General features: G+C 42.3%; 11 protein-coding genes and 1 pseudogene. 1 reads left to right on the forward strand and 11 read right to left on the reverse strand.

What is annotated here, in order from left to right; all coding sequences use genetic code 11:
• Positions 1-117: 117 nt before the first annotated feature.
• Positions 118-699, forward strand: a pseudogene (locus tag Psch_RS07415) (transposase); the annotation flags it as partial.
• A 294-nt stretch (positions 700-993) separates the two neighbouring features.
• Here Psch_RS07415 and Psch_RS07420 read toward each other — a convergent pair.
• The 11 genes from Psch_RS07420 to Psch_RS07470 all read right to left on the reverse strand — a co-directional run bounded on the left by Psch_RS07420 (position 994) and on the right by Psch_RS07470 (position 14,749).
• Positions 994-2,202: an NADP-dependent isocitrate dehydrogenase gene (locus Psch_RS07420; RefSeq protein ID WP_190239714.1), complete on the reverse strand. Its 1,209-nt coding sequence runs from the start codon at positions 2,200-2,202 to the stop codon at positions 994-996.
• A 19-nt stretch (positions 2,203-2,221) separates the two neighbouring features.
• Positions 2,222-4,147, reverse strand: coding sequence for an aconitate hydratase (locus Psch_RS07425; protein ID WP_190239715.1), 1,926 nt, complete (start codon positions 4,145-4,147; stop codon positions 2,222-2,224).
• 142 nt (positions 4,148-4,289) lie between these two features.
• Entirely contained in the window at positions 4,290-4,949 is a 660-nt protein-coding gene (locus Psch_RS07430; protein WP_190239716.1) for a GntR family transcriptional regulator, read from the reverse strand.
• A 120-nt stretch (positions 4,950-5,069) separates the two neighbouring features.
• Positions 5,070-6,446: a 2-isopropylmalate synthase gene (locus Psch_RS07435; RefSeq protein ID WP_190239717.1), complete on the reverse strand. Its 1,377-nt coding sequence runs from the start codon at positions 6,444-6,446 to the stop codon at positions 5,070-5,072.
• Between the two features lie 243 nt (positions 6,447-6,689).
• Positions 6,690-7,406 (reverse strand): SAM-dependent methyltransferase, encoded by a 717-nt coding sequence (locus Psch_RS07440; protein WP_190239718.1) that lies wholly within the window; start codon positions 7,404-7,406, stop codon positions 6,690-6,692.
• 451 nt (positions 7,407-7,857) lie between these two features.
• Positions 7,858-9,807 carry a serine hydrolase domain-containing protein gene (locus Psch_RS07445; protein WP_190239719.1) on the reverse strand — a complete coding sequence of 650 codons (1,950 nt, stop codon included), beginning with the start codon at positions 9,805-9,807 and terminating at the stop codon, positions 7,858-7,860.
• Positions 9,808-9,837: 30 nt separating this feature from the next.
• A complete protein-coding gene (locus Psch_RS07450; protein ID WP_190239720.1) occupies positions 9,838-10,407 on the reverse strand; it encodes a TetR/AcrR family transcriptional regulator in 570 nt (189 codons plus the stop codon).
• 244 nt (positions 10,408-10,651) lie between these two features.
• Entirely contained in the window at positions 10,652-11,068 is a 417-nt protein-coding gene (locus tag Psch_RS07455; protein WP_190239721.1) for a Coenzyme F420 hydrogenase/dehydrogenase, beta subunit C-terminal domain, read from the reverse strand.
• 108 nt (positions 11,069-11,176) lie between these two features.
• Entirely contained in the window at positions 11,177-12,412 is a 1,236-nt protein-coding gene (lepB, locus tag Psch_RS07460) for a signal peptidase I (protein WP_190239722.1), read from the reverse strand.
• Between the two features lie 346 nt (positions 12,413-12,758).
• Entirely contained in the window at positions 12,759-13,880 is a 1,122-nt protein-coding gene (locus Psch_RS07465) for an IS91 family transposase (protein WP_134220426.1), read from the reverse strand.
• Positions 13,877-14,749, reverse strand: coding sequence for a tyrosine-type recombinase/integrase (locus tag Psch_RS07470; RefSeq protein WP_134220427.1), 873 nt, complete (start codon positions 14,747-14,749; stop codon positions 13,877-13,879). The genes Psch_RS07465 and Psch_RS07470 overlap by 4 nt, the downstream gene beginning before the upstream one ends.
• Positions 14,750-14,969: the final 220 nt, after the last annotated feature.

Consider the following 14,969-nt stretch of genomic DNA (forward strand, 5'->3'; position numbering starts at 1 on the left):
CACCCTAGACACCATAAATGGGGCTTAAACATAGGTTATTTACATTCTCTAAGTAATTATGTGTGGGTCCTTCGACACTAAAAAACTTGATTTTAATGGGCTGTAGGTTTATACTGCCAGAATTCCTGGCAGGAACTTGACAACACATATGCGGTGAATGAAATCACCGTACCGCTTCAAAGCTGGGAACGGGCCAGAAGATTTGTTTTCATTAGAGAGAAAGTTAAAACAACCTCCAAAGGTAACCAAGACACTTTTGCATTTACAGATTTATATGATTACGAAGCCATCGTGACAAATATGGAAGATCTCTCACCTGAGGAGATCTGGCACTGGTACAATAAGCGCTGTAATGTGGAAAACAAAATCGATGAGCTGAAAACCGGCGTAGGCATCGAGCAAACCAGCCAGAATGAAATGTTAAGGAACAAGGCCTTTATGTGGATCAAGATATTGTCTTACAATCTCCTGAACTGGTTCAGGCTGTCGCTGTTACCGGCTGGCGCATCCAGCTATGAGATCCCAACCATAAGAAGGTTAATTCTAAATGTACCAGGCAATGTGGTTGGCAATGGCCGCTACCGTCATGTAAGGCTGGCAGCCAATCAGTGGTTGCAGGAGGTTGTAGATAACACTAAAAGCAGGCTAAAGGAATTCATATGTCAAAGAGCATGGTTACTTGTCTCACCATCTGGATGATAGCACCAAAGCTAAATTATAGTGATATTTTTACTCCCGGAATGGCCCCGGCTTGTTTGATGCACCCTTTTCAAAAGCACTATAAGCTCAACTCTTTACTAAGGGAAAATCAATGCTATTTGATTCAATAATTACCAGGAATAATGTGAGCCTACTTCCTTTTATTAGGTGATCACTTCACCACGAACAAAAAAACGGGAGTTACTTACCGGATCCAAGTTAACTACTTTGTGTTAATTTTTGTTGACAATTCCATTCTTCTATTTTTTGTGCGATTACTTGTCAGGGTGGAGTTTATATCTTTTCCAAGCGTTCTTTTATCTTATATATAAATTCTTCTGTATCGACAACGGTCCTATCGGCTGAAGTTAACAGATGATCAAGATCCTTGGTGATGACACCCTCTTCAATAGTCTGAACAGAAGCTTTTTCCAGCTTCTGAGCAAATCTCACAAGATCCTGAGAACCGTCCAGCTCCCCGCGCTTTTTCAGGGCTCCGGTCCAGGCAAAGATGGTGGCCATGGAATTCGTAGAGGTTTTCATCCCTTTCAGATGCTTGTAATAATGCCTCTGAACGGTCCCATGAGCAGCCTCAAATTCATAATAGCCCTGCGGTGAGACTAAAACAGAGGTCATCATGGCCAGGCTGCCAAAAGCGGTGGCCACCATATCAGACATCACATCGCCGTCATAGTTCTTGCAGGCCCACAGCACACCGCCTTCAGACCGGACAATACGAGCAACCACATCGTCAATGAGGGTATAGAAGTACTCTAAGCCAGCCGCTTCAAATTCGGATTTGTATTGTTCTTCATAAATTTCCTGGAAAATATCTTTAAATTGATGGTCATAAATCTTAGATATAGTATCTTTTGTTGAGAACCAGAGATCGATCTTCTGATCAAGCGCAAAAGCAAAGCATGCTTTGGCAAAGCTTCTGATGGATGCATCAAGGTTGTGCATCCCCATGACAACGCCCGGGCTCTTGAAGTCGTGAACAAGGTATTTCTCTACCTGCCCATCCTCCGATGTATAGACCAGCTCAACTTTTCCCGGCTTATCGACACGGTACTCCGTATTCTTATAAATATCTCCGTAAGCATGTCTGGCAATGGTAATGGGTTTCTTCCAGGTCGGTATATAGGAAGTCAGGTTGTTGACAAGGATCGGCGTGCGGAAAACTGTTCCGTCCAAAATACTTCTGATGGTACCGTTGGGACTTTTCCACATCTTTTTAAGTTTATATTCCTCAACCCTGGCTGCATTGGGGGTAATGGTTGCGCATTTTACACCAACGCCGTATTTTTTTATGGCGTTGGCAGCGTCTACCGTGATCTGATCCTCGGTCTCATCCCTCTTCTCAAGTCCAAGATCATAGTATTCCGTATTCAGTTCCACATAGGGCTCTAAAAGGATTTTTTTGATCATCGCCCAGATGATTCTGGTCATTTCGTCGCCGTCCATCTCGACCAGCGGTGTTTTCATGATGATTTTTTCGCTCATTTCAATTCCCCCACACCTTTTATTCTGCTATATTCTTTCTGATCCAGGAAAGCTTGCCGCCCATCTTTAAGATCTCAGCGTCCAATTCTGAAAGGGTATGCAGTAATTTAATCTTAGTTCCCTTTGTTATATTGTGCAGGAATACTTCACTCTGAAGATTGCCTATTTCCACCTCTAAAGAATCTCCAGCCTCGATCTTGTCATAATCATCAGGATTTTCAAAGGTTAAGGGTACGATACCAAAGTTAATCAAATTTGCCAGGTGGATGCGGGCAAAGGATTTCACGATAACCGCTTTAATTCCCAGGTGTTTGGGTGCCAACGCCGCGTGCTCACGGCTTGAACCCTGTCCGTAATTATCACCGGCAATGATAAATCCGCCATTTTTTTCGACAGCCCTTTGATGAAAATTATTGTCGACCACCTCCAGAACATATTTGGATATTTCTGGTATGTTACTGCGCAATGGCAATATTTTTGCGCCTGCCGGCATAATATGATCGGTGGTAATATTGTCCCCTAGCTTAATCAGAGCCTCACCCCGCAAAACATCGGGCAGCGGCGGGAATGGAGGTAAAGGCTTAATATTAGGCCCATAGTGAACCTTAATGTTTTTAGCTTCCTCAAAAGGCCGCGGCCTGATGATCATGTTATCGTTGACAAAAAACTTTTCCGGCATTTCAATTTTAGGATATTCGCCTAAATCCCTGGGATCAGATAAAACACCTGTCAGCGCTGTTGCTGCAGCCACTTCAGGACTGACCAGATAGACCTGAGCATCCTTTGTTCCGCTTCGACCTTCAAAATTTCTATTGAAAGTCCTGACAGACACCCCTTTGGAACATGGCGCCGAACCCATTCCAATACAAGGCCCGCAGGTGTTTTCCAGGATCCTCGCTCCAGCCTGGATAAGATATTTCATTTCGCCGCTGTCAATTAAGTGCTCAACGACCTGCCTGGAGCCTGCGCTAATAGTCAGATGAAGGTTTTGGGACACCGTTTTGCCTTTTAACGCATTGGCAACAACTTTCAGATCTTTTAAAGAGGAATTGGTGCATGACCCGATTGCCACCTGGTCCACCTTTAAACCAGCAACTTCCCTTACCGTTTTAACATTGCCCGGGCTGTGGGGCAATGCCACCAAAGGTTCCAACTCACTTAAGTTGATTTCAATTACTTCATCATACTCAGCATTTTCATCAGGCACTATTTCCTGCCAATGTTCTCCTCTGCCCTGTGCTTCTAAAAAACTCCTGGTTATTTCATCGCTGGGGAAAAGACTGGTTGTGCAGCCGGTTTCCGTTCCCATGTTCGTGATGGTTGCCCGGTCCGGAACAGTTAAATTTTTCACTCCGGGCCCAAAATACTCCAATACTTTTCCGACTCCTCCATTTACATTGATTCGTCTTAAAACTTCCAGGATCACATCTTTCGCAGAGATCCAGTCAGACAACTTACCGGTAAGCTTTACACCAACAACTTTCGGAAATTTTATTCTAAAAGTTTCGCCGGCCATGGCGGCAGCAACATCAAGTCCGCCAGCTCCCATAGCAAAAGAACCAATGCCACCTGCAGTAGGTGTGTGGCTATCAGAACCTATCAAAGTTTTTCCCGGACGGGCAAACCTCTCAAGGAAAACCTGATGACAAATCCCATTTCCGGGTCTGGAAAAGTGGATCCCATATTTTTGTGCTGCAGATTGCAAAAACAAGTGATCATCAGAGTTTTTAAAATCTGTTTGCAGGGTATTGTGGTCTACAAAGCTGACGCTTAACTCCGTTTTAACACGGTCGATGCCAATTGCTTCAAATTGCAGATAGGCCATTGTTCCAGTGGCATCCTGCGTTAAAGTGTGATCAATTTTTAGCGCTGCCACTTCACCTGCAGCAGCTTTCCCCTCAACAATGTGCTGTCTCAAGATTTTTTCCGTTATTGTACCGGACATGTATATTCTCCTTGTATCTCATTTTTTAAATAAAATCCATAGACTCCAAATTAAGCTTATTGACATCTGCTGCCATTAATCAGTGGAGATTTCTCCTTTTTTCATGTGAAGGTTGGTCTTGTTTTGAAGAGGCGGCCCGCTGTTATTTATGTGTCCTGATAATATGCAAGAGATTTTCTTTTGCATGGACAACATGTTCTATGGTCAGCTTCTCGGCGGCATCTTGGTCATGATCTGCGAGAGCCAACAAAATCTGGCGATGCTCCTTTATGGCTTTTTCAGCTCGTCCACCGGAGTTGAAAGAAAGCTGCCGGTAATACTGGATCATATGGTGCAGATGCGAAAGGGTATGCTGCAAAGTCCGGCTGTTGCTGTATGCGAAAACCCTTTCATGAAACTGAGAATCCAGTTGGTTGATGTGTTCCATGGCATTTTTTATTTGATAGAATTCTTGCAAATCAACAATTTCCGTCAACTCTCTAATTTGTTCTTCGGTAATATTGGCGGCAGCCCACCTGGACCCCAATCCTTCGATATACATACGGATGGTATAAATATCTTCCAGATCCTTCTCGCTGATTCCTAGAACGACAGCACCTTTATTTGGGATAATTTGTACCAGGCCTTTTTGCTCCAGCATCCGAACTGCTTCCCGCACCGGCGTCCGGCTAACGCCCAATTCCGCACAAAGCTTCATCTCAATGAGATTCTCTCCGGGTTTAATTATGCCGTTCAAGATACTCTCTTCCAGTTCTTCAAAAACGCGTACGCTTAATGAATTGGAACTGTCCGGGCTTTTCATAATCGTTTTGCCTCCTATAAGGAATATCTGGCAGGTAATGAAAAGAAGGTGCATGTTCAAAGCATTTCCTGTGGGTTTTAAACCTGTTATAGCAGCTCTATGGATAGAGCAGCTAACAAGTTATGCTTTTTTTTCAAAAGACAAATTATATTCTTCGATAACAGATGCCAGTTCTTTATCGCTGATGTTGGTGGTTCGGCCGTTGCTATATTCTTTGTCCACCCATTCTTTCACATATTTAACCAGGGGATTATTTTTACTAACTTTTTTTTCATCAGGCAAATCATAATAGGAATTTATCCAGTAAGCAATACCGGCCGAACCGGAGGTTTTGCTCACAGCTACCACTGGTGTACGATTCAACAATAGTTTTGTATCAAAAATGTTATATATTTCTTCATCTTTCAGCAAACCATCGGCATGAATGCCGGCACGGGTTAAATTAAAGTTTTTACCCACAAAAGGTGTCATGGGCGGAACGTGATAACCGATTTTCTTATCATAGTATTCAGCTATTTCTGTGATTACAGTGGGATCCATGCCGTCAAAAGCGCCTCTTAAAGAAGCGTATTCAAAGACCATAGATTCCAAAGGAATGTTTCCGGTCCGTTCCCCGATGCCCAACAAGGAACAGTTTATGGCAGAGCAGCCGTAAAGCCAGGCAACGGTTGCGTTTATCACAGCTTTATTAAAATCGTTGTGGCCATGCCATTCCAACAGTTCTGAAGGCACGTCGGCATAATGCTGGAAGCCGTAAATCAGACCGGGGACGCTTCTGGGCAATGCAACGCCGGAGAAAGGAATGCCGTAGCCCATGGTATCACAGGCACGAATTTTGATTGGGATACCTGACTCTTTTGACATGGCCATTAATTGATTAACAAAGGGTACGACAAAGCTGTAGTAATCTGCCCGGGTGATATCTTCTAAATGACAGCGAGGCTGTACACCTACTTCTAATGCTTGTGCTACCACAGACAAATAACTGTCCATGGCTTGCTTGCGGGTTTTGCCCAGCTTTTTAAATATGTGATAATCAGAGCAACTGACCAGGATGCCGGTTTCTTTGATACCCATATCTTTAACCAGTTGAAAATCTTCTTTGGTAGCTCTGATCCAGGAAGTAATTTCCGGAAAATCATAACCGAGATCCATACATTTACTGACTGCTTCCCGATCTAGTTTACTGTAGATAAAAAATTCTGTCTGCCGGATAATACCGTTAGGCCCCCCCAAACGATGGAGCATCTTATATAGATCAACTATTTGTTCCACAGTATACGGGGCACGGGATTGTTGCCCGTCCCGAAAGGTGGTGTCGGTAATCCAGATTTTCTCGGGCATTCCTATTGGCACAAGCCGGTGGTTAAAGGGTATTTTGGGCACTTCCGTATAAGGAAAGATATCTCTATAAAGATTGGGTTCTGCCACTTCCTGCAATTTGTATTTATAAGGATCCTGTTCTAATAGGTTACTGTGTTTGTTTGGCTCGATCATAAAAGCACACCCTTCACTGTATATTATACTTGTATACAATAATGCAATATATAGATTATATTGTCGAAATTTAGGATCGTCAAGAGTACTCACGGCTCTTGTCATAAATCGATCCTTTCTCATTTGAAATTAAACGGCACACATTTGGCATGTCCGTAATCAGATTTACGGGTCTTGCCCAAAGTGTGCCGTTACATCAGCTAATAATATAGCCCTTTTGAGGAGGCTCGATTTGTTAGCAACTTACTTTCTGCGTATGATTATTGCTATAAAGTTCATATACTTGCCTGCACCAGCGTTCATGGACTTGCGATCATTAACGGCATATTTATTGTCACAGACAAGCCAATCATTCCAGCATTCGTCAAAGCTTTCCATTTCGCAGACTGATATAATTTCGATGCCATCAGTAATCTCAAGCATCTTCCGCCAATATGTGGTATCATGTAAAGTTTCTATATCTTCTGCTGTCCATGAAAGCAACATTTCAGGCGGCAGATTGGCGTGAATATCCTTTTTAAGCCCAGGAACGGCAAACAGCAAGTATCCTCCATGCTTCACTAAAGGCAGCAAATGCTTACCCAGGTACTTCTCATCACGTCCAAAATAGTGATAGGAATCTATGCTTACCACTGCGTCAAAGAATTCTTCGGCATACGGCAGGCTGTGCGCCTCCGCATGGATTGGAATAATTTGCTCAGAAGTCAATCCCAGATCATCAAAACGCGTTTTATTATCGGTTGCGCTGACCCATAAATCGGTTGCAAATACACGCAGACTATACTCCTTAACCATAAAGACAGACGTAACTCCACGCCCGCATCCTAGATCAAGCACGGTTGCGTTTTGGGGAATACTGTGAAGTGCAAGTAATTCCTCCAGCAGCTTTATGGGATTTGGTCCCATTATATTTTCTTTTATATAGTTACTGTCATATTTTCCTGATTTTGTATACTTCATAATTTATCTTCCTTTCTAATAATGAATAAGCGATTTTCAATTTGGAACACACTTTCCATACAGAAAAGAAAAAAAGCATAGTACAATACTATGCCAAACCCAAGATCATATCTTAAGATCAGCTTGACATAGTTCTGTATGAAGACAAAAATTGCACACAAATAAAAGCAATCGCAATTGCCTTTTCTAACATGTACAATTATGTGTTCCTTACAGGACAATAGCCAAACAGACACTACCTTTTCGATTTTAATATGATAAAAGTTTATAGTAACTCCGATACATTGTCAAGAGAAATGGTTTTGGCTTACCTGGGCTCCATGCCAGCAGTACGCCAACAAGAATGAGTATACAGGCCAGTAAAATAGAAAGCGTGATTAACACGATACGTCCCGCCTTTCGCATAGGGGGTATGGCTCAAACTCAATTAAGGGGCTTAATAGTTAAGATATCACTTAATAAATATATTCCAATAATTAAGGATCCAGATCAATCCCATAACTGCCAGGGTAAATATACTATAATGCACCCGGGCAATCCGCCCCCAAAGTCCCTTCCACCAAGCAATCACCGTAAAAGGCACCAGTAAACAACTGAAAATCCACATAAGGGTTGGTATAAAATCAAGTAATGGATTTCCTTCTACAGGCATATACGCTTCTTTTGGTAATTGGTATACAGGATCAATGCCTGAAGAAAACAGGCTGGCGAATAAAATCAGGATGGTGATGCTCGTACAAATTCCAACCCAAAAAGCAATGGCAGAAAACCCGGAGTTTTTATTTTTTCCCCTTTTAAACCAACCTGATATCATCATGATTGCCCAGCAAATAAGCGAACTTATAGTGATTAATAATATGATTATTGCAGCTAATGCTGTAAAACTCATAGTTGAATAAAATGGAGCTTTCGAATATGTCAGGGGTCCATCGGTGGTTAACATTATTCTGCCAAAGGGATCTGTTTTAAAAATAATTTTATGAAACGGGCCAAAGGCATCCTGAGTTCTTCCTTCTCTAAGGTTCTGATACACACCAGGCTCAATTTCAATAAATTTATTTGTTTCTCCGCCATTAGTTACCAGAAGATATCCATCTTCATCCACATCAACATTAATAATACCCCCAGCCAATATGCTGGCAATTTTCTCATCAGTAGTAACGCTTTTCCGGTTCATCTGGTATTCACCTGTAAACTTCTTAGCCCTTTCCCGGCTGCCTTCGCCAGGTACTCCCTTTATTTGAGCTGTAATTGGATAGTAAAAATCCATAAACTCTTGAAAAACCTCGGAATGAAGAAGATGATTACCACCACTGTAGGAAATAAAAATTCCTGTATTCACTTCCGGCACCAGGTAAAGACCTGAGTTATAGAGCATAGTACTTCCACCATGAAAAAGCACATCTTTGTCATTAAAGACCCCCTCCATATATCCAAGAGTCATGCCTCCCAACGTCGGATCATAGGTAAAGTGCTGCTTATGCATTTCTTTTGCGGTTTCTTCCTTAAGGATTCGTCCTCCGCTATAAGCACCACCAGATAAATGGGCTATCATGAAATTGGCCATATCTGAGGCAGTACTGCTCATACTGCCTGCTGGTTCGAGCATTATGTATTCGAAACTTGCTTCAGTATATGACCCATTAATAAACCTGTAGGGTTTAGCAATACAGGCAGGCGAGTCTAATGTTGGAGGTTGCCGGTAGGTACTGTTATTCATATTTAAAGGCGTGAAAATATTTTTTTCAACATAATCTGAAAAGGGCTGACCAGATAATCTTTCTACAATATAACCTGCCAAAGCAGTACCATAATTTGAATAGGCAGCAACTTCACCAGCGGGAAATATCCTTGCAGGCAGGTAGTTCTTTATATATTCATTCAGAGGTAAAAGATCATCTTCCGAAAGCCTGAAAAGTATGTCGGGGTAATCTTCAAAACCTGGAGTGTGGGTCATCAAATGGGTCATTGTTATCGGTTCTGCTATAGTTTTTTGGAGGGGTTTTTCAAGCCGTGGTGATATTTCAAAATCCAAATATCTGTTAATATCGGTATTTAGATCCAGTCTGCCCGCTTCAACAAGCTGCATTACTGCAGTCCAGGTAATTAATTTGGAAGTAGAACCAATACGAAAAAGGGTAGTATCGGCATCAACCGGAATATTGTTCTCAATATCTGCCAGGCCGAATCCTTTCTTATATACAATTTCGCCATTCTTCACGACAGATACGGTTGCATTGGGAATATGATATTTCTCCAGCTTGGATTTCATTGTATTGTCAAAAAAGGCTTCTAAGCTGATATCTTGAATGTCGTTTGCAGAAGCAGCCGCTGCAGATAGGGCTAAAATCAAGCTTATCAAAAAACTAACGAACGTAAGATATTTAATCCTTTTAAACATTTTATCACTCCGTTCCGTTTTTTATTTTGATTAACTTTTACTTAGCCGGGAGGATAGTATTACATCATTAGCCGCACTTGATAATAAATCCATCAAATCCTGTATTTCATAATCTTTGGGCAGTAAGCCGTGGGCAACCATTACCGAGAGGCCCAATTGAAATATCTTCATTTTTAATAAAATAGTTTTTAACTCATCCACCGTGAAACCTTCCAACTCAGGGTCCTTTTTCATCTGTTCAATCAAGGCCGGTATTATTTTCTCATCATAGACTTTTATGCGGCTATTATTGGTCATGACTAAATCTCTGAAAATTATGCTGTATTCTGAGGCAAACCTTAGACTTGCCCTCCCTATATCATGAAATGGGTTTCCTGAACTTTCTTCGCTTAAAAGCTGTTGACTGACACTTATTATCTTCTCTATTAAAGCTTCATTCAGTTCATCAATGTTTTTAAAATTTACGTAGATGGGGGCTACAGAACTGCCCATTTGTTCTGCGATTTTTCTGATGGTTATACCATCAATTCCTTCTGTTTTAGCTATTTCAAAGGCTGCATCAATTATTTGCCCCTTGGTAAATTTAACCTTAGGTCCCATAGTAACACTTCCTTCTTGTAACATAAATTATATATCATATGTTATATAATTTATGTTACATCATATGCTAATTTTTTGCAATAGTTTTTCCAAATTCCTATATACTTCTTCCTCTGGGGAAGGTTGGTTTTATGGTGAATAGGCATGAAAAAACCACTATCTTTCAAGTGGCTTCTTCCAAACAATTAGGCTTATTATTAATCAGGTACTAAAAATTCATGCTTTAATTATTAACTTTCGGCACTTATTTCTTACCGTTTTTTGTTTCCGGAGCCAAGTGCTGTTCCTTGACAAAGGGAGTGTGGTCAGTTTCCCTGTGATAGTCAGGCACCGGCCAGCCAAAACGGCGTCGCTGCCTCAACCGGAAAGCAGCCGCATGTTTTTTTAATTCAAAACCCACCCCGGCCGCCAGCCGGGAAGCTTCCAGGCCGGCTGTTTCAATGTATTTATTTTTGACAGCCCTGTCCAGAATATCTTCACCTATAGGTGTGCGCACCAGGCAGGAAGAGGTCCCTATGGTCTCACCGGCTTGAGCTTGGGGATCCCAGTAATCCCCCACGGAGAGGTCTGCCAATTCCGCCGACCAGTCTACACACATCTCGCAGGGAGCCCGCTTGAAGGCCGGCATGAGATGGTGATACATATACTGGTGCCGGTCCATCTGGAAGCTTGAGCTTTACACGCATATCAGCCCAGTCATTTAAAGGCATCTTTTCAACTTTTTAATACTTAAAAAAGGAACATCCGCCAGACAGGTATTTCCTTCCAATCATTTCAAGCTTTCATTCTTTGTATTATCTATTATTTGTATAACTTTACCTGTAATCAAATCTTGAGGCAAAAACCCCCATACACGGCTATCATCACTGTTATTGCGGTTATCACCCATTACAAAATACATGCCATCAGGTATCGTCTTTGGGCCGTAATCAGAAAACTGTAAGTCCTTGGGCAAATACTCTTCAGGCACTTCTAGTCCGTTAATAAACAGGTGACTATCCTTCAAAGAAATAGTTTCGCCTCCAAGGCCAATAACTCTCTTAGCAAATACCCTCTTGGTATCTAATGGATACTTAAAAGCGATTATATCCCCACGTTTCAGTGAATTTATATTTTGATACTTTTTTACTATTATACAGCTGCCAGCAGGGATAGTCGGTTCCATAGAGCCACCAGGAAAACTATATATGTCCTGGTCTTGCCATGTTTTTTTGACTTCATCCACGGTCTTGGTATAATCATCGAGTGAACTTGGCCTGAAAGTAAACTTTGTTAGTTCATCATTTTCAGCGTACTGTAAATTCAATACACCATGTTTTATAGATCCAGTTATATCAATTACAGGAACGGTTTGGTAATGAACTGTTATGCTGATGTCAGGACCATTTTTAGTGCCTTCAAATGGAACTTGTGCACTCATTATTTCACCATTATTGATTTGAAAGCTATGGAATTCCCCTTTAAGTTTTGTGCCTGACTCTGTCCAAGTTATATAAAACACTTTATTATAATGTACAGCGAGATAGCCATTTTGCTGAGAGGATTTTGAACTCTTGTCATCATTGTTGGGTGGAGTTTCAGCAGGGTTATCTGTAGAAGAAATAGTAATTATCTGTCTAGAATCATCCCAATTTACTGTACAGCCCATAGCCTCTGATATAAACCGTAGTGGTACCATTGTCCTATCGTTGATAATTTTTGCCGGAACGTCAAGTTTTACTGGTACACCGTTCTTATATGCAGCGTCTCCGATGACTAGTTTTACTTCAGTACTATCTTTTATTGCAATAACCGTTTGAGTAGATTCGTCCCAAATAACACTTGCACCTAAGGCTTCAGATATTGCTCGCATCGGAACCAAGGTGCGACCGTTTTCAACAGTTGGGGGTATATCAAATTGAAGGGTTTCACCGTTTAGTGTTACTGTAGTTGCACAAACCAACCCCACTGGAAACAAGGCTAAACATGTTATCACAACCAACATTATTAAAACTATCCTCGACATGATAATCCCTCCTCGTTATTATTATGATATGTTCTATGCCTTGTAATATTTTACCTTTAGGGATAATGAATAGCAAATTATCTGAAGCCCAAAAAAGAAACCCCATGTAAGCAGAGGCTACGTAGGGCTTCAGATAATTTGATTGAACGGAACCGCCGATGTCGGTAGGTGCTATGGGGAAAAAGGAACTGTATAAGTTGCAGAATTTCTGGCGCTAAAAGGGTTCCGATGTTATGGGGCGAAATCTCAGTCAAAGAACAGGGTCATTATTGGGAAATTCGCCTGTCGATGGGCATAGTTTCCCCCTCCCCCATAGAAGGGGCTTTTTTGTATAAGGAATTTGTTTTTACGGAAGAGGAGATGCGCGTATCATCATTCCTATTCTGCAGCAGGGACATTTACGAAATGTATCATTGAACTTGTCAATGAGGATTTCGAATAATGAACGCGGCTTAGAGAATATGCTAAAAGGTGTATTCGTAAGTTGCCGGCATAACTGTATCCGTTTGGTTTTCCCTCCGGAAGCCAAAAGTCCGTAGTGTCGTATCTTCCGGAATCCTCGAGGCAGTACATGGAGCATAAAGCGGCGGATAAATTCTTCGGCTGTAATAGTCATCTGCTTGACCTTGTTATGGTCGGCATAGTCCCGCCAACTAAATGTGACTTTATCATCTTGAAGCGCCAGAATCCGATTGTTGGAAATAGCCACGCGATGTGTGTAGCGGCTTAAATATTGAATCACCTTGCCGGTATTGCCGAAGGGCGGTTTGCAATAGGTTACCCAGTCCTTGTTATACAAATCCTGCAGAAAGAGGGCATATTCTCTCGAACTATTGAGTTTGTTCGTAGATTCATCGAAGCGTAATTGAGCCGCACGCATGAGAGCGAGAAATTTCCCCCGGAATTTCTTGGACAATACCTTAACCGGAATGAAGAACTTCTTGCGCGAGTTTTTCCAATGACCGGCGCTGGTCAACCCGCCGCCCGGTACAACACAATGGATGTGGGGATGATACAGAAGGTTCTGCCCCCATGTGTGGAGAATTGCGGTTACTCCGAGTTTGGCGCCGAGATATTTTGGATTTTGGCCTAACTCTAACAAGGTTTCCGAGACAGCTTTGAAGAATAAAGTGTACATCGTTTCCTGGTTCTGCCGGAATACCATATACAATTCGTTCGGCACCGTAAACACGACATGGAAATAGCCAATGTTAAGCAGGCAACGTTCCTGGCTTTCGATCCATTGTTCTTTGGCAAGCATTTGGCATTTGGGGCAATGTCTGTTTCGGCAGGAATTATAAGAGATACGTTGATGGCCACATTGGTCACATGTATCTATATGCCCGCCCAAAGCATGAGTCCGGCAGTTCAAGATAGCGCGATATGCCTTTATTTGAACGGTATTAAGCGGATGCTGGCGCAAGTATTCATCGCCATGTTCCCGAAAGATGTCCTGCACTTCAATCATAATGGGCAGTCCACAAACTTCTGAGGCATGTTGTCCGCCGGACTGGTTATTCCGTTCGTGGTGTTTGCCAGATGAAGATAGATCGTGGTTGAGGAAATGCTGGCGTGTCCGAGCAAAGCCTTTATTTGGAGTAGACTTAGCCCGTCCTCTAATAAGTGAGTGGCGAAACAGTGCCGAAGGGTATGCGGCGACACACTCTTTTGGATAGCTGTCTTGGCAAGCGCTTCTTTAATCGCTCGTGCTACTGCGCTTGTTGTGATATGCCCAACATTTTTGATTCCGGGAAAAATGTATCCATCTGAGCTTTTCGGGCGGTACTTGCGCCAATAGTCACGCAACGCGAATAAAGCGCTTTCGGGCAGAAGAGTATAGCGATCCTTTTGGCCTTTGCCGCCGCGCACCAAAACCCGCATGGATGCCGAATCAATATCCGTCGTTTTGAGACTGGCAAGTTCGCTGACTCGTAAGCCGGAACCGTACGCCATTAAGAGCAGGGCTTTGTGTTTGGCATTCGTTGTCTGGGAAATTAGTTCTGCAACTTCATTCCGCGTTAAAATCTCCGGTAGCTTCTTAGGCCGCTTAAGGCGTGGAATTTGTAGATAGTTCATCGTCCGGTTCAGCGTAACTGCGAAGAAGAAGCGAATGGAAGCACTGTAAACATTGACCGTGCCTGGCGATAATTTCTTTTCGACAATCAAGTGTCCCAGGAAACTTCGAACGTCCATTTCATTGAGCTTCTCGATAGGTTTTTTGAAGTGATTAAGGAAGATCCCAACATGAGTCGTATAGGAATCGAGTGTGTTTCTGGATAGCCCCCTAAGCTGGATGTCAGCTTTCAGGCGTTGCAGCGCCTGACGGTTAGTCATCATTAAATAAACAACCCCTTTGTTTGATATTGCGGACAGGCCGCATTCTCATTTTAAAGGGGTTGTTTTGTGTTAGCCATGACTTTTGTATCTACTATGAGCAGATCGGATCATTTCGCTTTGATACTATCTTGGGTTTCTATCCACCGCGGAGCGGTTTCGTTCAATGTCGATAATTCTCACATAAAGTGTCAGTAAAAAAGTTGGCATTATCCGTCTTAGA

The sequence above is a fragment of the Pelotomaculum schinkii genome, assembly GCF_004369205.1.
GTDB classification, from domain to species: Bacteria; Bacillota; Desulfotomaculia; order Desulfotomaculales; family Pelotomaculaceae; genus Pelotomaculum_C; species Pelotomaculum_C schinkii.